Here is a 17,379-nt window from a genome sequence, read left to right as displayed (position 1 = left end):
ATCTCGGTTGCGGCCGTGGGGGTAGGCCGGGTCAATAGGCATTCTCACGCAGCCAGGCGTGCACGCTGCGTATGTCGGGCAGCGCGAACACCGCCGCGCTGGGTTCACGTTCACCCACCAGCACGCTCCAGCCATGCTGGCCGTTGGCGGCATCGAAACCGAACTCATCGGTCAGGTCATCGCCGAGGAACACCGGCAGGCGACCGCGGAAGGGCAGGTACTGCATCATCCGAAGCACCGCACGGCCCTTGTCGGTGCCGACGGGCACGAATTCGACTACATGGTCGCCGGGTTGCAGGCGGTAGCTGGCACGGCCCCGCACGTGGCGGTCGGCGAAGGCGCGGACGTCCCTGGCTGCATGCGGCGCGCCGCGCCAGTGCAGAGCCAGGCCGACACCCTTGTCTTCCACCAGCACGCCGGGATGGCCGTGGGCGAAGCGCATCGCCTGCTGGTGCAGTGCGTGCAGCCATTCGGCGGTGTCGTCGTCGTGTTCGTCGCGCAGTACGCGACCATCCTGCCCACGCAGTTCATGGCCATGCAGGCCCGCAGCAGGCAGTTGCAGCGGAGCGAACAGTTGATCCAGCTGTTCGAGCGGGCGACCACTGACCAGTGCCACGGCACCTTCCAGGCGGTCGCTGATGCGGCCGATGGCTTCGCGCACATCCGGCAGCAGCTGCACGGCATCCGGGCGTGCAGCGAATTCGATCAGGGTGCCGTCGACATCAAGGAACAACGCGCAGGCGTCATCCAGCAATGGCGGCGGCGGACGCAGGGGGAGCGGTTCAGCCATGAAGCCCAGCTTGCCAGCGCGGGCGTGTACGTGGGGTCGAGGGCAGGCTACGGATCGGGCTAGTGCCGGCCAACGGTCGGCACCCACCCAGAGCGATCACCTCCGGTGGGTGCCGACCGTTGGTCGGCACGAAGGGGAGGCTTGCATGGAAGCCAGGCAGTGCGGACCAACGGTCCGCACCCACCGGGAGTGATTGGTCCAATGCAATCAGAACGTATAGCGGACGCGGCCGTAGTAGTACGCACCGTTGCTGCCGATCGGCGACAGCACGTCGTACGGCAGGTTGCCGAAGTAGTGGATATCGCTGTTGGATCGATCCGGATAGTTGTCGGTCAGGTTCTGCCCGCCGATGGCCACGCTCCACTGCGGGTTGATGCGGTATTCGACTTCCGCGTCCAGCTGCCACTTGGCCTGGTAGGTCTGGCGCGGGATGTAGCCATCACCGAAGTTGAACACGCGGGTGGCGCTGCCGTAGCGGTTCACGCGGCTGCTCAGCGACCAGTGGTCGTTGCTCCAGGCAGCCGAGAAACTGCCACGTGTACGCGGTGTGGCATCGGTCAGCGTGTTGGTCTCTTCAATCCCGAACAGCACATAATCCGGGTCCAGCGCCTGCAGCTGTGCCGGCGTGGCCAGCACGTTCTTCAGCGTGGTCTTGGTATACGCATAGGTGCCGGTCAACAGCAGCTGGCCATCGCCCAGCGACTGGCGCCAGTTGCTCACCAGCTCGGCGCCACGGGTGCGGGTATCGGCGGCGTTGACGAAGAAGCTGGCGCTCTGCAGGCCGCTGACACCGTAGTTGGCGGCCACGTAGCCGGTCAGTGCATCACCGGTGATGCTCTCCGACAGTGCGATGCGGTCGTCGATGTCGATCTGGAAGAAGTCCAGCGAGAGGTCGAAGTGTTCGCCGATGCGGCTGGTGAAGCCCAGCGACGTGTTCAGGGATTTTTCCGGTTTCAGGTCCTGCGCGCCAAGGCCACGCGCGATCGGATTGTTGACCGACAGCAGTCGGCCCTGCACCAGCTGGCCACCAGCGTTATAGCCGGTGGAGGTGGATTCGTAGCCGATCTGCGCCAGTGAAGGTGCGCGGAAGTTGTTGGAGATGGCACCGCGCAATGCAAACGCCGGCGTGAACTCGTAGCGCAGGCCGAGCTTGCCGGTCAGCTCGCCGCCGAAGTCGTCGTTGTGCTCGTAGCGCGCGGCCAGATCGGTGGAGAACTTCTCGCCGAACTGGCTGGACAGGCTGGCATAGGCGCTGGCCACGTCGCGCGACAGGGTGGCGGCGTCCTGTGGGGTCAGGCCGCCACCGGCCTGCGAGCCGGTCGGGCGGTCGGTGTACGGGCCCGCCGCATAGCTGGCCGGGTCGCCGGGGCGGGTCTGGTAGCGCTCATGGCGCGCTTCCACGCCCAGGCCCAGCGTGTGGCTGATGCTGTCGCTCTGGGTGAACACGCGGCTCAGGTCGAGGTTGCCCACGGTCTGCGCGTACTCGTAGTCGGCGGTCTTGAAGCGGGTCGGGCTGGTCGGGCCCAGCGACGCGTTGAGCGAATCACGCAGGCGGTAGGTGAAGTCGTTCTGGCCGTAATCCAGGCTGCCGTCGTAGCTCCACTCGCCCCACTGGCCGCGCACGCCGGCCACGGCCTGTACGTCGCGGTTCTCGCCTTCGGAGATCGGCCGGTAGCCGTTCGGATAGACCTGCTTCCAGTTGGCATCACCATCGGGATAGCGGAAGTAGTTGGCGCCTTCGGTATCGCGCTGGTTGAAGGTACCGAACGCGTAGAACGTCGAGGTCTGGCCCACCGGGATCTCGGTGTTCAGCCACAGGTTGATGTCCTTGCTCTTGCCATCGCCCAGCACATAGTTGCGCTTGCCCTGCAGCGCCAGGTTGCCCGGGGTCTGGTCCCATGGCGGAATCTGGTCGAAGCCGGCGCGATTGGTGCCGTTGCGGTGCTTGTATTCCAGGCCGACGCGCAGGAAGCCGCCGTCTTCGCCCAGCGAAGTGCCGACCTTGGCGCTGAGGTTGCCGGTCTGGCCATCGGTGAGGGTGCGGCCGATCGGCTTGAGGTCGGTGTGGTTGGCGCCGTAGCTCGCCTCGATCTCGCCGCCGTCACCGCCGTTGTCGAGGATCACGTTGATCACGCCGGCCACGGCGTCCGAGCCGTACAGCGCCCCGGCGCCATCGCGCAGCACTTCAATGCGCTTGATCGCGCTGACCGGAATCGAATTGAAATCGACCGGGGTGGTGCCCTTGCCGATCTTGCTGTCGGTGTTGACCAGCGCGGTGTGGTGGCGGCGCTTGCCGTTGACCAGCACCAGCACCTGGTCCGGCGACAGGCCACGCAGCTGCGCGGCGCGCACATGGTCGGCGCCACCGGAGTTGGACTGGCGCGGGAAGTTGAACGACGGCAGCAGCGCCTGCAGCGCGCTGCCCAGCTCACCGTTGACCACGCCCGCCTTGCGGATGTCCTCGGCGGTGAGCACATCCACCGGCGAGGTGGATTCGAGCACGGTGCGGTCGGCGGCACGGGTGCCGGTGACGATCACCGTATCCAGGTTGGTGGCGTCCTGGGCCAGGGCCGGGGCGGCGGCGGAGGAAAGCGCGAGGGTGATGGCGAGGCCGAGCGGCGACGCGAGCAGGCGGGCGGACATGGGGGCTCCAGCAACAACGACGACGGGGGAAGGGGAGATATTTTCACTTACATCCATCCGGATGAAGCGATATATTATCTTCGCGTGATGACCGGTGCGGATGCAAGCCCTGCCGGTCCGGCATGAGCTGATGCCCGGGTGGCATCAGCACGCCGGGCCGGTGGCGCTGTACGCTGCCGGCTCGCCTTGTCCCCCTTCCCCGGAGCTGTACCGATGAAACACCTTGGCCTCGTCTTCGCCGTGCTGTTGGCCACCAGCGGCTGCGCCAGCCTCTCATCGCAGGCGCCCAGCGCCTATGCCACGGCCACTACCGCCGAACTGAAGGGCGACGCCGCGCGCCCGTCTTCCGCGCACGGCTGGGTGCGCAGCGAGCTGTACTTCGGCGTGGGCGAGGAACAGGGCGCCGGCAACCGCCCGCAGGCCGACACCATCAGCGACGCGCAGTGGCGCACCTTCCTGGACAAGGAAGTGACCCCGCGCTTCCCGGATGGCCTGACCGTGTTCGATGCCTATGGCCAGTGGCTGTTCCGCGGCGATGCCGCGCCCAACCGCCTGCGCACCAAGGTGCTGGTGGTGCTGCATGAGGACACCCCGCAGCGCCGCGCCGATATCGAAGCGATCCGCCTGGCGTGGAAGCAGCAGACCAGGCATCAGTCGGTGCTGTGGTCGCGGCAGCCGGTCGAGGTATCGTTCTGAGTTGAAGGTGCCGCTGCGGTGCCGCAGGGAGCAATGATGAACTACAGGGAATGCCTGCTGGGCCTGGTGTTGGCCAGCACGCTGGCACCGACGGCGCACGCCGGTGGGGACGACGGCGAAACCTTGCGCTTCCAGGTGGCCGCGCACGTGCAGGCACAGGCCGATCCCCTGCAGGACGGCAGCATTGCCGTGCAGCTGTCACCGTCGGGCAAGCGGCAGACGCTGGCCGGCGCGGCGGATGCCGACGGCACTTCGCGATGGTCGCTCGAAGATGTCGATTCCGATGGTTACCCGGAACTGGTCGCACGCGCCCCGGTCGGCATGGTCAACGAAGCGGTGGCGGTGTACCGGTTCGATCCCGCCAGTGCCGGGTTCCGCGCGCTGCGGGCTGCAACCCACGGCAGGGAGAGCTGCGGCGAGCTGATGGGCCTGATGGTCGACCACCTGAGCCGCACCCTGACCAGCAGCTGCCGCAGCGGCCCGATGTGGTACACCGACCAGTATCGCTTTGCAGGCGCGACACTCTATCTGTACCGCGCCGAGAGCGTGCTGATGCTGGGCGATACGGTAAACGCCGCGCTGCAGTGGGAGCAGACCGACGAGCAGGGTCCGCTGGCCGTCTGGCGCACCTATGATCCCGCTGGCCGTGTGCTGGAAAGTGCCATTGCCGATGGCCTGGGCGCGCCGCCGGATGGACCGTTGCGCGGCCAGCAGGCCACCGTGGTACCCGCGCGGCTGTTCCTGTTCGACCGGCCTGGTGCGTCCAGCACCAAGCGTTACCTGGTGCAGGGCGATCGCGTGGAATTGCAGGATGAACAGGACGGCTGGGTGAAGCTGCGCTACCGCAACCCGAAAAGCGGTGCAGTGGAGGGTTGGATCAACGTCAATGATTGACGAGAGGTCTACCCGCAGTCTGCACATTGAGGCGATGGGCAACTTGCCCACGTAGGCATCACTTCATCGGGTCTAGCCTCGGACGTTCCCCCGTTCGAGGATGTATCCGATGAGCAAGCGCGTAGCCGAAATCGTGGTGGACGCCCTGCAGCAGGCCGGTGTCCGCCGTTGCTACGGCATCGTGGGCGATACGCTCAACCATGTGACCGATGCGATGCATGGCAGCGAGATCGCCTGGGTGCATGTGCGCCATGAAGAAGTGGCCGCATTCGCTGCCGGCGCCGATTCGCTGGTGAGCGGCGAGTTGACCGCCTGCGCGGGTTCCTGTGGTCCCGGTGGCCTGCACTTCATCAACGGCGTGTTCGAGAGCAACCGCAACCGTGCGCCGATGGTGCTGATCGCCAGCCAGGTGGTGACCAGCGAGCTGGGCATGGAATTCCCGCAGGAAGTGGATTTCAAGGCGGTCTATGGCAGCTGCACGGTGTTCTGCGAGCAGGTGCACAGCCCGGAGCAGGCGCGACGCGTGGTGGCCTTGGCCTGCCAGGCCGCGATCAGCCGCCGTGGCGTGGCGGTGGTGATCCTGCCGGCCGATATCAGCCAGGCCGAGGTGAAGCACGACGTGCCGTTCTCGGTGCATTACACCCAGCCGGTACTGCGCCCCTCCGACGCCGAGCTGCAGCGCATCGCCGAGCTGCTGGGGCAGGGCAAGCGCATCGGCATCTACGCCGGTGCCGGTTGCCAGGGTGCGCACGCGCAGCTCCTGGAGCTGGCCCGGCGCTTGCAGGCCCCGATCGCGCATACCTCGCGCGCGAAGGATTTCGTCGAGCCGGACAACCCGTACAACATGGGCATGACCGGCATCTTCGGCATCGAGTCCGGCTTCCACACGCTGATGGAGTGCGACACGCTGCTGCTGCTCGGCGCCGACTTCGCCTGGGGCCAGTTCTACCCGGACAAGGCCACCATCATCCAGGTCGACCGCGATGGCAGCCACCTTGGCCGCCGCCACCCGGTGAACCTCGGCGTGGTCGGCGATATCGCACCGACGCTGGATGCATTGCTGCCGATGCTGCCGCCGCGCGAGGACGGCAGTTTCCTGGACGAGTGCATCGAGCATCGCGACAAGGCGCTGAAGAAGCGCGAACAGGAAGAGCAGCCGGGCGAAGGCGAATTGATCCATCCGCAGCACCTGACCGCGCTGCTCTCGAAGCACGCTACCGAGGATGCACTGTTCACCGCCGACGGCGGCTCGCCGATGGTGTGGGTGCTGCGCCATATCCGCGTGAACGGCCGCCGCCGCACGCTGACCAGCCTGCTGCACGGCACGATGGCCAACGCGATGCCGCAGGCGCTGGGACTGCAGAAGGCCTTCCCCGGCCGGCAGGTGATTTCACTGTCCGGCGATGGTGGCCTGGCGATGCTGCTGGGCGACCTGTTGACTGCGGTACAGGAGAATCTGCCGATCAAGGTGGTAGTGTTCAACAACGGCTCGCTGAACTTCGTCGAGCTGGAGCAGAAGGTGGAAGGCCTTCTGGATAACTACACCGACCTGAAGAACCCGGACTTCGGCCGACTGGCCGAAGTGATCGGCTTCCATGGCCGCACGGTCACCCGCAGCGAGGATCTGGAGGAAGCGGTGCAGGATTTCCTGTCGCAGCGCGGCCCGGCATTGCTGGATGTGCACACCAGCCGCGCCGAGCTGGTGATGCCACCACAGATCGAGGCCAAGCAGGTCGCCGGCACGGCGCTGTATGCGGCCAAGGCAGTGTTGAACGGTCGCTTCGATGACGTGAAGCATCTGCTGGTGGACAACTTCCTGAAGAAGTAGGGGGGCGATGCAGGTCTGCGCCCTGCATCTGCGGAGGCGAAGGTCGAAGCAACAGCAACAGCAACAGCAACAGCAACAGCTGGGTATCCGTGGGATGGCGGGGTGGGTCCGGTTGCGGGGGGCGCTGCAAGTCCCCCTCCGGGGCCCGGCCCAGCCGCTGGCGGCTGTGCGTTCGGGCGCTTGCGAAGCAATGCTTCGCAAGCAAAGCGCCCTCACCCATGTAAGCTCGGTCGCCGCTTGCTCGTGTGCGCAATCCTGCGCACACGGCAAGACCGGGGTTGGGCGTCCTGCCCAACCCGCCCGAGGCATGCCTCGGGCCCATGTCCGGGCTGCCGCCTGAAACGGCTTCATGGCGTCCGTTTTCAGGGGGCCAGATCAGTCCGCGGCATGGATGCCGCGGCCAAGCCCCCAGGGATGGGTTTACGGCGTCCCCCGCGCCACCTACCCGACCGGCCTAACCCAGGAAATCGCCGTCCGCGACCAACCCAGCCACGAGGGGCCCCGCCGTTGGCTGGAACCCATCATTCCACGACGGAATTGGCGCCCAGGCGCCGCTGGGCCTACCATCGGCGGTCCCCACCCCCACCGCCCCTTCCATGTCCGCTCCCGCTTCCGCCGCACCGCGTCGCTGGTTCGTCGCCGGCGACTTCAACGGCTTCTTCGGCCTGGTCGTCGACAACCTTTCCATCCTCGGCTTCATCGCCATGGCCCTGGTCGGGATCTTCCAGTTCCCCGCCGACGTGGTGTTCGGCCGCATGTTCCCAGGCACGGCCTTCGGCGTGCTGATAGGCAATCTGCTGTACACCCTGATGGCACGCCGGCTGGCCGCGCGCAGCGGCCGTGACGACGTCACCGCCATGCCGCTCGGCCTGGATGCCCCCACCAGCATCGGCATGGCCCTGCTGGTGCTTGGCCCGGCCTTCATCGCGTTCAAGCAGCAGGGCATGGACCCGCACGCGGCGGGCATCGCCACCTGGCAGCTGGGCATGGCGGCGCTGGTCATCATGGGCGTGCTCAAGTTCGTTCTGTCGTTCTTCGGTGAAGCAGTCACCCGCGCGCTGCCGCGTGCCGCGCTGCTGGGTTCCATTGCCGGCATCGCGCTGGTGCTGATGGGCCTGCTGCCGCTGCTGGAAACGCTGCGCTCGCCGCTGGTCGGCTTCACCACGCTGGGCCTGCTGCTGTATGTGCTGATCGCCAAGGGCAAGCTGCCGGTGCGTGGCCCGGGCGTGCTGCTGGCCTTCGTGTTCGGCACCGCGCTGTACTACGGCCTGGGCCTGGCCGGGCTGGGCGCGCCGGGATTCCATGTGCCGGAGTGGGTGCCGCCGCAGGTGGTGCTGCCGCTGCCGACACTGGGCTTCCTCGACGGCCTGCCCACCGCGATGACCTACCTGCCGCTGCTGCTGCCGTTCGGCCTGCTGATGGTGGTCGGCGGCATCAATGTTTCTGAAAGCGCGCGCGCAGCCGGCGACGACTACCGCACCCGCGACATCCTGCTGGTGGAAGCGGTGGCTACGCTGGTGGCAGGCGTCTGTGGCGGCGTGGCGCAGACCACGCCGTACATCGGCCAGCCTGCGTACAAGCACATGGGCGCGCGCAGCGGCTATACGCTGCTGACTGGCCTGTTCGTCGGCATCGGCGGCATGCTTGGCATCATCTCCGGGCTGGTGCAGTGGCTGCCGCTGGCGGTGCTGGCACCGATCATCGTGTACGTGGCCATCGACATCACCACCCAGGCCTTCCAGGCCACGCCGCGCCACCATACCGGCGCGATGGTGTTCGGTTTCCTGCCGTCGGTGGCCTACCTGCTGGCGATCAAGGCACCCGGCTGGATCACACCGGATCAGCTGCCCCAGCTGCTGACCAAGCTCGACGGCCACGGCCTGCCGGAGCTGGCGGTGATCTTCACCCTCGGCAACGGCTTCATCATCACCTCCATGCTGTGGATTTCGGCGGTGGCGGCGATGGTCGATGGCCGCCTGCGCCGTGCCTGCGGCTTCCTGCTGGTGGCGGCGGTGCTGACACTGTTCGGGCTGATCCACTCGGTGGATCCGCGCGGCGGCATCTACCTGCCGTGGGAGCTGGAAGGATTGGCGCGCATCATCAGTGTGCAGTTTGCCGGTGCCTACGTGGCCCTGGCGGTGCTGCTGGGCTTGCTGTCGCTGCAGAAGCAGCCGGTGAAGCCGCTGGGCGATCGCACCGATCATTGACCGGTGACGCCGGGCATGGTCCGGCGCTACCGCTTCTTCCACTTCTGGTGCTCTGTAGAGGCGAGCCTGCGCTCGGCTGCTCTGAGCCGAGCATGGCTCGGCTCTACAGGGGCGTGTTGCAGGCGGCGAATGCTTACAGCGCGCTCTGCCGGCCAGCGGCCGGCACTACCGCTCGGCGTCCAGCTCCGGGTAGTGGCGGAAGATGCCATTCGTGTTGAACGCCAGACGTCGTTCCGAGGCCAGATAGGCGGCGATGTTCGGCCGCTTCGCCACCCGCGCCTGCAGCGCGCGCAGCAGGGGCAGGGTGGACGCCAGTGCCTGCATGCGGCGTGGAAACATGTAGTCCAGCCCACTCAGTAGCTGGAACAGCGACAGATCCACGTACGAATGCTCGCGCAGTGCATGGCGGCCACCGTTGGCGGCCAGCACCCGTTCGAAGTAGCCCAGGAACTTCGGCAGGCGCTCGCTGCGCAGCGACGCGGCACGTGTCTTGGCCTCGGTCTTCTGCGCTTCGTAGTACTTCGATGCGGCAATCGGATGGTGGGTGTCATGCACCTCGGCCACCAGATCCGCGATGGTCAGCTGCAGTTGCAGCGCCTGCATCCGCCTCGATGCGGCCTGCGGCACCAGATCCAGCGTCGGGCCGAGGAAGTCCAGGATCGCGGCAACCTGCGCAATGACCTGGCGACCGGCCTTCAGGAACGGCGGCGCGAAGGGCTGTGCCCCGTCACTGCTGCCGTCGAGAAACGGTTGCATCACCGCATCACCGTGCACCCGCGCCATGTCGATGTAGTCGGCGCCGGCATCTTCCAGCGCCAGGCGCACGAACTCGCCACGGCCTTGGATACCGGTCCAGTAGTACAGCGCATACTGCATGGCAGTGTCTCCGCAGGACAAGGCCCACAGCCTCGCGCGCGGCACGCAAAGCAGGCGTGAGCGCGGCTTTGGCGTGGGCCGAAGCCGAACGGCAGCGGAACAGGCAGGGAACCGGCTGGAACCGGTGGGGTCACACCTTCTCCATGCGTGTGAAACGAGGTGCTGCATCATGCAGAGTGGAAAGGCGGTATGGCCCTGGGTGCTGGGTGTGGTGGTGATCGGCGGCGCGGGCGGTTGGTTGTTCCGCGATCAGCTGAGGCACCTGGCAGACGGTGCTTCGGTGCCGGTGCACTCAACCCCCGCCAGCACCAGCGCACCGCCGCAACCGCAGGCGGCCGCGGACCCCGCGCCAGCACCGCCGCCGATCAGGCATCCGCTGGACACCGAGGCCGCCGCTGACCCGGCGCTGCCCAAGTTGGCCGACAGTGATGCGGCTGCCTGGGGCGCATTGAGCCAGCTGTTCCAGGGCGAGGGCCCGATGACCCTGCTGCTGCGCGATCACCTGATCCAGCGCCTGGTCACCCAGGTCGACAACCTGGACAAACCAAGCGTGCCGCCGACGGCGCTGGCCGCACGGCCGCTGCCGGGCAACCTGCAGGTCGAGCCTGGCGAGGGAGGGGAACGCATTGCGGCAAGCAACTCGGCGCGTTACGCGCCCTATGTGCAGGCCTTCACTGCGCTGGATCCAGCGGCAACGGCTACGGCGTACAAGCGCTTCTATCCGTTGATCCAGCAGGCCTACGTCGACCTGGGCCGGCCCGAGGGCTACTTCAACGACCGTCTGGTGGCGGTGATCGACCATCTGCTGGAGACCCCGGAACTGGTGCAGGCGCCATTGGTGCAGCGTGATGAGCGCGGTCGCTACCGCTTCGTCGATTCCACCCTGCAGTCGCGCTCGATAGGCCAGAAGGCGCTGTTGCGCATGGACGCCGTGCAGGCGCGGGCGGTCAAGCAGCAGCTGCGGGCGATCCGCAGCGCGATCACCGGCTGAGTCCGCGCACCGCGCGGAACTGATCGGGATCAACGCGCCGACCACACCCGTTCCGGCATGCTGGCCGCAGGCTGACTGGCCTCGGGGTGCAGTCGCAGCCACCCTTGAAACGGGGTGGGGCAACCGCATCTTCCCAGCATCGCCGGCGCGGGCCGGCCCTGATGACCGATGAGGATTCGCAATGCGGATGGACAAGCTCACCTCGCGTTTCCAGCAGGCGCTGGCGGACGCACAGTCGCTGGCCGTGGGCCGCGACAACAGCATCATCGAACCGGTTCACCTGTTCAGCGCGTTGCTGGACCAGCAGGGCGGCAGCACGCGCCCGCTGCTGGCCCAGGCCGGGGTGAACGTGCCGGTGCTGCGCGAGCGCCTGACCGAGGCGCTGGATGCACTGCCGAAGGTGTCTGGCCAGGCCGGCAACGTCTCGATGGGCAATGACCTGGGGCGCCTGCTGAACCAGACCGACAAGCTGGCCCAGCAGCACGGCGATGCCTTCATTGCCAGCGAGTGGTTCGTGCTCGCGGCGCTGGAAGACGGCGGCACGCTGGGCATGGCGCTGCGCGCCGCCGGTGCCGACAAGACCCGCCTGCAGGCGGCTATCGACAAGCTGCGCGGCGGCGAGAACGTGCAGTCGGAGAACGCCGAGGAGCAGCGGCAGGCGCTGGAGAAGTACACCATCGACCTGACCGCGCGCGCCGAGAGCGGCAAGCTCGACCCGGTGATCGGCCGTGACGAGGAAATCCGCCGCACCATCCAGGTGCTGCAGCGCCGGACCAAGAACAACCCGGTGCTCATCGGCGAGCCCGGCGTGGGCAAGACCGCGATCGTGGAAGGGCTCGCCCAGCGCATCATCAATGACGAAGTGCCCGAAGGCCTGCGCGGCAAGCGTGTGCTGTCGCTGGACATGGGCGCGCTGATCGCCGGCGCCAAGTTCCGCGGTGAATTCGAGGAGCGCCTGAAGGGCGTGCTCAACGACCTGGCCAAGAACGAAGGACAGATCATCCTGTTCATCGACGAGCTGCACACCATGGTCGGCGCCGGCAAGGCTGATGGCGCGATGGATGCCGGCAACATGCTGAAGCCCGCCCTGGCGCGTGGCGAGCTGCACTGCATCGGCGCGACCACGCTGGATGAGTACCGCAAATACATCGAGAAGGACGCCGCGCTGGAGCGCCGCTTCCAGAAGGTGTTCGTCGGCGAACCCACGGTGGAGGACACCATCGCGATCCTGCGCGGGCTGAAGGAAAAGTACGCCGTGCACCACGGTGTGGAAATCACCGACCCGGCCATCGTGGCTGCCGCCACGCTGTCCAACCGCTACATCACCGACCGCCAGCTGCCGGACAAGGCCATCGACCTGATGGACGAAGCCGCCTCGCGACTGCGCATGGAGATCGATTCCAAGCCGGAGGAGCTGGATCGCCTGGAACGCCGGGTAATCCAGCTGAAGATCCAGCGCGAGATGCTGAAGAAGGAAAAGGACGAAGCCTCGCGGCAGCGCCTGGCCGATCTCGAAAAGGACATCGATGCGCTGGAGCGCGAGTTCTCCGATCTCAATGAAATCTGGAAGTCGGAGAAGGCGGCGCTGCAGGGCGCCACCAAGATCAAGGAACAGGTCGAGCAGGCCAAGCTGGAGCTGGAAGCTGCGCAGCGCCGCCAGGATTTCGCCAAGATGAGCGAAATCCAGTACGGCCTGTTGCCGCAACTGGAAAAGCAGCTGGCCGCCGCGCAGGAAGCCGAGCACAAGGACTTCAAGCTGGTACAGGACCGCGTGACCGATGAGGAGATCGCCGAGGTCGTTTCGCGCTGGACCGGCATCCCGGTCAACAAGATGCTCGAAGGCGAGCGCGACAAGCTGCTGCGCATGGAAGAAGTGCTGCACAACCGTGTGGTCGGCCAGGAAGAGGCGATCAAGGTCGTCTCCGATGCGGTACGCCGCTCGCGTGCCGGCCTGTCCGATCCGAATCGTCCGGCCGGCTCGTTCCTGTTCCTCGGCCCGACCGGCGTCGGCAAGACCGAGCTGTGCAAGTCGCTGGCCGAGTTCCTGTTCGACAGTGCCGACGCGATGATCCGCATCGACATGAGCGAGTTCATGGAAAAGCACAGCGTCGCCCGCCTGATCGGTGCGCCCCCGGGCTACGTCGGCTACGAGGAAGGCGGTTACCTGACCGAGGCCGTGCGTCGTCGCCCGTATTCGCTGATCCTGCTCGATGAGGTGGAGAAGGCGCATCCGGATGTGTTCAACATCCTGCTGCAGGTGCTGGACGATGGCCGCCTGACCGACGGCCAGGGCCGCACGGTGGACTTCCGCAACACCGTCATCGTGATGACCTCGAACCTGGGCTCGCATCAGATCCAGGACATGAGCAGCGACGACAGCCCGGAGGCCTACACGCAGATGAAGGCGGCCGTGATGGGCGTGGTGCAGGCGCACTTCCGTCCGGAGTTCATCAACCGCCTGGATGACATCGTCGTGTTCCACCCGCTGGACAAGCAGCAGATCAAGCAGATCGCACGCATCCAGATGCGCGGGCTGGAGAAGCGCCTGGCCGAGCGCGGTTTGAAGCTGGCGGTCTCCGATGCGGCATTCGATCTGCTCGGCAACGTCGGCTTCGACCCGGTGTATGGCGCGCGCCCGCTGAAGCGCGCGATCCAGTCGCAGCTGGAGAATCCGCTGGCGCAGCAGATCCTGTCCGGTGCCTTCGTCAACGGTGACACCATCGAAGTCGGCAACGACGGGGGACGCCTGGTCTTCGCCAAGGCTTGAACCGGTGGCGCTCCTGCCCTGGCTGGCGCGCCACCAAAGCCCTGGCAAGGCACAATGATCCCGTTTCACTTTCGCAAGGACGAGGAGAACCGCATGGACGTTACCCGAAGGGTTTCACTCTGCATGGCGCTGGCGCTGGCGCTCGCTGCTGTTTCTGGACACGCTGCAGCCGTCGAACAGGTCCAGCTGCCGCCGATGAAGGGTTACCAGCAGGCCCACCAGAGCACCGACGCACAAGGCAACCGCATCACCGAGTACGTGCCGCAGGGCCAGACCGTGCAGGACTGGACCGACATGGTCACTGTCAATGATGCGCCGAACAGTGGCCATGTGAGTCCGCGCGAGTTCCTCGGCATCATCGAGGCGGGGTGGCGCGTGGCCTGTCCGGCAGCGCAGAGCCACTGGATCCGCGAAGGCGAGGAGGGCGGACGGCCATTCGCGCTGCTGATGCTCAGTTGCCCGCTGAACCCCGGCACCGGCAAACCGGAGTTCACCTGGATCAAGGGCATGCAGGGCAGGCAGGGCTTCCACACCGTGCAGAAGTCGTTCCGCGCCGAGCCGGAGAAGGACGACGTCGTGCAGTGGATCGGCTGGCTGCGCGAGGTCGGCTTGTGCGGCAGCGGCGCCGCACAAGCCTGCCACTGATCGCAGCGAAAGAGGGCGCCCCGCGGCGCCCTTCATGCATCAGAAGCGGTGCGTATAGCCGCTCATCACGCCGAACTGGTTGGCCTTCTGCACGATCGGGCTGTCGGCGGCATCGCCGAGCAGGCGCGTGCCTTCGGCCGAGATGTACCAGTTGCCATTACGGCCCACGCGGTGGCTCCACTTCAGGCCGACACCGGCGCTGACCAGGCCCGCCTTCGGTTTGTGCTCGGCAAAGCCGGTGCGCGCGGCCTGTTCCGGACTGACGCCGTACCAGGTCTGCATGTAGCCACGGTTGCCGTAGTCGGTGGAGACGCTGCCGCTGACCACGCCACCGGCCAGGTCGAACAGCGGCATGCTCAGGTTCAGGTGGATCTGCTGGGTAGCCAGTCCGTTCTCAGCCTTGTCCTCGTCCTTGCGGGTGAACTGCCAGGAGCCGCTCAGCACGGCCTCGCCCAGCGTATATCCAGCCGAGACACCGACCAGGGGACGGGTATCGATATCGCCCATGCCGCGCAGGAAGTCCGAACCGCCGAGCAGCGAATCCTTGTCCCTGCGGATACCGCTGGCACCGACATAGGCGCGCACGCGGGTGTGCTCGCCGAGGGTCGTGCCCCAGCCGATGCCACTGGTGCCCAGAAACCAGCCCCCCGGCGAGGTGACATCGAAGGACAGCGAAGGCGTCGCACGGTACTCCTCGCTGCCGCTGTAGCGCGGCGCCACGCCACCGCCGGCGGCGAGCTCGAAGGTCCAGTGGTCATCCTTGGCGTGGGCGATCGGGGCGGCGAACAGCGGCAACAGGGCCAGGTGGAGCAGGGCGGGGGAACGGCGAAGCTGGGACATGGAAACTCTCGACAATGGGAGGAAAGCAGCGCGCGCATCCGGCGAGTGCTGCAGGGTCGCTAGCGTGGCGATACGCCGGCGACCGATCCGTCCGCAGTTGTGCGGGAGTTGTAATCAACTGTAATTGCGCCCGTGGGCGTTCAGCTGGCAGCCAGCGGCCAGTGCATTTCCAGGCGTGCGCCGCCGAGGGCGGCGCGACCGATGCGCAGTTCGCCGTGGTGGCGTGCGGCAATGCGGCCGACGATCGCCAGGCCCAGGCCGAAGCCGCCGGTGTCGCGGCTGCGGCTGTCATCCAGGCGGGTGAACGGGCGGACCACCTTTTCGCGGTCAGCCTCGGCGATGCCGGGGCCGTCGTCGTCCACGCGCAGGCAGGCGCGCCCGCCCACACTCACCAGCGACACGTCCACCTGCGAGCGCGCGTGGCGCAGGGCATTGCCGACCAGATTGCTCAGCGCCAGCTGCAGCAGGCGCGGTTCCGCTTCCAGCCGAGGCAGGGCGCTGGGCTGCACGCGCAGCACCAGGCCGGCACGTTCGGCATCGCGGCGGGCATCGGCCAGGCAGGCCTGCAGCCAGTCGTTGGCTTCGATCCGCTGCATCGGTTCGCCCTCGCTGGGATGCTCCAGCCGTTCGTAGGCCAGCAGTTCGCTGACCAGCCGGTTGAGCTCGGCCAGGTCGCCATGCAGGCCCTGCGCCAGTCGTTCGCGGCGCTCGCGGTCATCGCTGTCCTGCATCAGGTCCAGGCCGAAGGCCACGCGCGCGATCGGCGTACGCAGTTCGTGGGAGATCGCATGGGTCAGGTCGCGCTGGCGCTGTACCAGTTCGGCCACGCGCGCGGCCATGCGGTTGGAATGGTCGACGATGACCCGGATCTGCGAGCGTGGCGAGACCTGCGCGCGTGCCTGCAGATCGCCGGCGCCGATGCGGTCGGCATGCACGCGCAGGGCTTCCAGATCGCGCCAGAGCAGGCGTACCCAGGCGTACAGGCTGGCGCCGACCAGCAGCAGAATGCTGAGGTAGGCCGCGATGGTCATGTACGTGGTCATCTGCACCGCGCCAGGCACGCGCAGGTGCAACCAGCGACCATCGATGCCTTCGATGGGCAGCAGGACCTGCTGGTACTGATCGCGCACGATGAAGCCATCGGCCTGCACGGCTGCCTGTTCCTGCGGGGTCAGCGCGGGAGGCTTGTCGAGCAGGGTCAATGCGATGCCATAGTGCGGTTGCCACTGCTGCAGGCGCTCACGCTGCTGGCTACCGTCCAGGCCGGCCAGGCCGCTGCGCAGGGCGTACACCTGCCCGCGCACCTGCTGGACGAAAACGCGATCCTGCACGGGCGTATAGATGCTGTCGAGCACCCGGTTGAGAAAGAACACCGAGGCCAGGAAACAGGCGCCGGTGATGAACCACAGCCACAGGAACAGCCGCTTCATGCCGTCCAGGCCGACGGATTGAACTGGTAGCCGCGGCCCCACACGGTCTTGATCCGCCGCGGCTCGCGCGCATCGTCGCCGAGCTTGCGACGCAGCTTGCCGATGCAGACGTCAACGCTGCGGTCCAGGCCGTCGAAGCCGATACCGCGCACCGCCTGCAGGATCTGGTCACGGGACAGGATCTGCCCCGGCTGGCTGGCCAGCAGCCACAGGATCTCGAATTCGGTGGTGCCCACGTCCACCGTGGCACCGTGCAGGTGTACCTCACGCTGCATGCGGTCGATCAGCAGTTCACCGTGCATCAGCCGGCTGGGCGTGCCGGTGTTGCTGCTGCCGTGGCGGCGGCGCAGCAGGGCGCGCAGGCGGGCCAGAAGCAGGCGTGGTTCGATGGGCTTGTGCACATAGTCGTCGGCGCCCGATTCCAGGCCCAGCACCTGTTCGATGTCGTCCTCGCAGGCGGTCAGCATCAGGATCGGCACATCGGAGAAGCTGCGGATCTGGCGGCACACGTCGATGCCGCCCAGGCCGGGCAGCATCAGGTCCAGCACCACCAGCTCCGGCGCGTGCTGGCGGCAGGCGGCGCCGGCCAGGTCGCCGCGTGCGATGTGCTGCACAGCGAAGCCATGCTGGTGGAGGTAGTCGCTCACCAGTTCGGCCAGGCGACGGTCGTCCTCTACCAGCATGACCGACGTAGGCGAACTGCTGGTGGTGGGATGCCAGGGCGATGGCTGCATGGGTGGGGCCTCCGTGCCCGGGCAGCAGCGCCCGGCGG

At 67.0% G+C, this 17,379-nt stretch carries 13 protein-coding genes; 7 read left to right on the top strand and 6 right to left on the bottom strand.

Annotated features, from left to right (window positions below; all coding sequences use genetic code 11):
- Positions 1-31 precede the first annotated feature (31 nt).
- Both otsB and PEM_RS13380 read right to left on the bottom strand, forming a co-directional pair.
- Positions 32-790, bottom strand: a complete 759-nt coding sequence (otsB, locus tag PEM_RS13385; protein WP_061480563.1) for a trehalose-phosphatase — start codon at positions 788-790, stop codon at positions 32-34.
- 207 nt (positions 791-997) lie between these two features.
- Positions 998-3,433, bottom strand: a complete 2,436-nt coding sequence (locus tag PEM_RS13380; RefSeq protein WP_111126877.1) for a TonB-dependent receptor — start codon at positions 3,431-3,433, stop codon at positions 998-1,000.
- 213 nt (positions 3,434-3,646) lie between these two features.
- Between PEM_RS13380 and PEM_RS13375 the strand changes: the two genes are divergently transcribed.
- From PEM_RS13375 to PEM_RS13360, 4 genes are all read left to right on the top strand, one after another.
- Positions 3,647-4,129, top strand: coding sequence for a DUF3574 domain-containing protein (locus PEM_RS13375; protein WP_021202058.1), 483 nt, complete (start codon positions 3,647-3,649; stop codon positions 4,127-4,129).
- A 36-nt stretch (positions 4,130-4,165) separates the two neighbouring features.
- Complete coding sequence (locus PEM_RS13370) at positions 4,166-5,023, top strand: SH3 domain-containing protein (RefSeq protein ID WP_111126879.1); 858 nt, start codon at positions 4,166-4,168, stop codon at positions 5,021-5,023.
- Between the two features lie 109 nt (positions 5,024-5,132).
- Positions 5,133-6,851: a thiamine pyrophosphate-dependent enzyme gene (locus PEM_RS13365; protein WP_005418578.1), complete on the top strand. Its 1,719-nt coding sequence runs from the start codon at positions 5,133-5,135 to the stop codon at positions 6,849-6,851.
- 596 nt (positions 6,852-7,447) lie between these two features.
- Positions 7,448-9,058, top strand: a complete 1,611-nt coding sequence (locus tag PEM_RS13360; protein WP_111127258.1) for a hypothetical protein — start codon at positions 7,448-7,450, stop codon at positions 9,056-9,058.
- A 165-nt stretch (positions 9,059-9,223) separates the two neighbouring features.
- On the opposite strand, the gene PEM_RS13355 is transcribed toward PEM_RS13360, so the two are convergent.
- On the bottom strand, positions 9,224-9,934 hold the full coding sequence (locus tag PEM_RS13355) for a glutathione S-transferase (protein WP_111127260.1): 711 nt from the start codon (positions 9,932-9,934) through the stop codon (positions 9,224-9,226).
- A 169-nt stretch (positions 9,935-10,103) separates the two neighbouring features.
- Between PEM_RS13355 and PEM_RS13350 the strand changes: the two genes are divergently transcribed.
- The 3 genes from PEM_RS13350 to PEM_RS13340 all read left to right on the top strand — a co-directional run bounded on the left by PEM_RS13350 (position 10,104) and on the right by PEM_RS13340 (position 14,337).
- Complete coding sequence (locus PEM_RS13350; protein WP_111127262.1) at positions 10,104-10,925, top strand: DUF3014 domain-containing protein; 822 nt, start codon at positions 10,104-10,106, stop codon at positions 10,923-10,925.
- A gap of 181 nt (positions 10,926-11,106) precedes the next feature.
- On the top strand, positions 11,107-13,692 hold the full coding sequence (clpB, locus tag PEM_RS13345; protein WP_005418568.1) for an ATP-dependent chaperone ClpB: 2,586 nt from the start codon (positions 11,107-11,109) through the stop codon (positions 13,690-13,692).
- A gap of 93 nt (positions 13,693-13,785) precedes the next feature.
- Positions 13,786-14,337, top strand: coding sequence for a hypothetical protein (locus PEM_RS13340; RefSeq protein WP_240431551.1), 552 nt, complete (start codon positions 13,786-13,788; stop codon positions 14,335-14,337).
- Between the two features lie 39 nt (positions 14,338-14,376).
- On the opposite strand, the gene PEM_RS13335 is transcribed toward PEM_RS13340, so the two are convergent.
- The 3 genes from PEM_RS13335 to PEM_RS13325 form a co-directional block, all read right to left on the bottom strand.
- Positions 14,377-15,177, bottom strand: coding sequence for a MipA/OmpV family protein (locus PEM_RS13335; protein WP_069139331.1), 801 nt, complete (start codon positions 15,175-15,177; stop codon positions 14,377-14,379).
- 140 nt (positions 15,178-15,317) lie between these two features.
- A complete protein-coding gene (locus PEM_RS13330) occupies positions 15,318-16,607 on the bottom strand; it encodes an ATP-binding protein (protein WP_119706112.1) in 1,290 nt (429 codons plus the stop codon).
- Positions 16,604-17,341: a response regulator transcription factor gene (locus PEM_RS13325; protein WP_005418539.1), complete on the bottom strand. Its 738-nt coding sequence runs from the start codon at positions 17,339-17,341 to the stop codon at positions 16,604-16,606. The genes PEM_RS13330 and PEM_RS13325 overlap by 4 nt, the downstream gene beginning before the upstream one ends.
- Between the last annotated feature and the right edge of the window lie 38 nt (positions 17,342-17,379).

Origin of the sequence: Stenotrophomonas sp. Pemsol (genome assembly GCF_003586545.1) — a bacterium.
Taxonomy (GTDB): Bacteria; Pseudomonadota; Gammaproteobacteria; order Xanthomonadales; family Xanthomonadaceae; genus Stenotrophomonas; species Stenotrophomonas sepilia.
The sequence above is the reverse complement of the archived record's forward strand: the minus strand, read 5'-3'. Positions and strand labels throughout refer to the sequence as shown.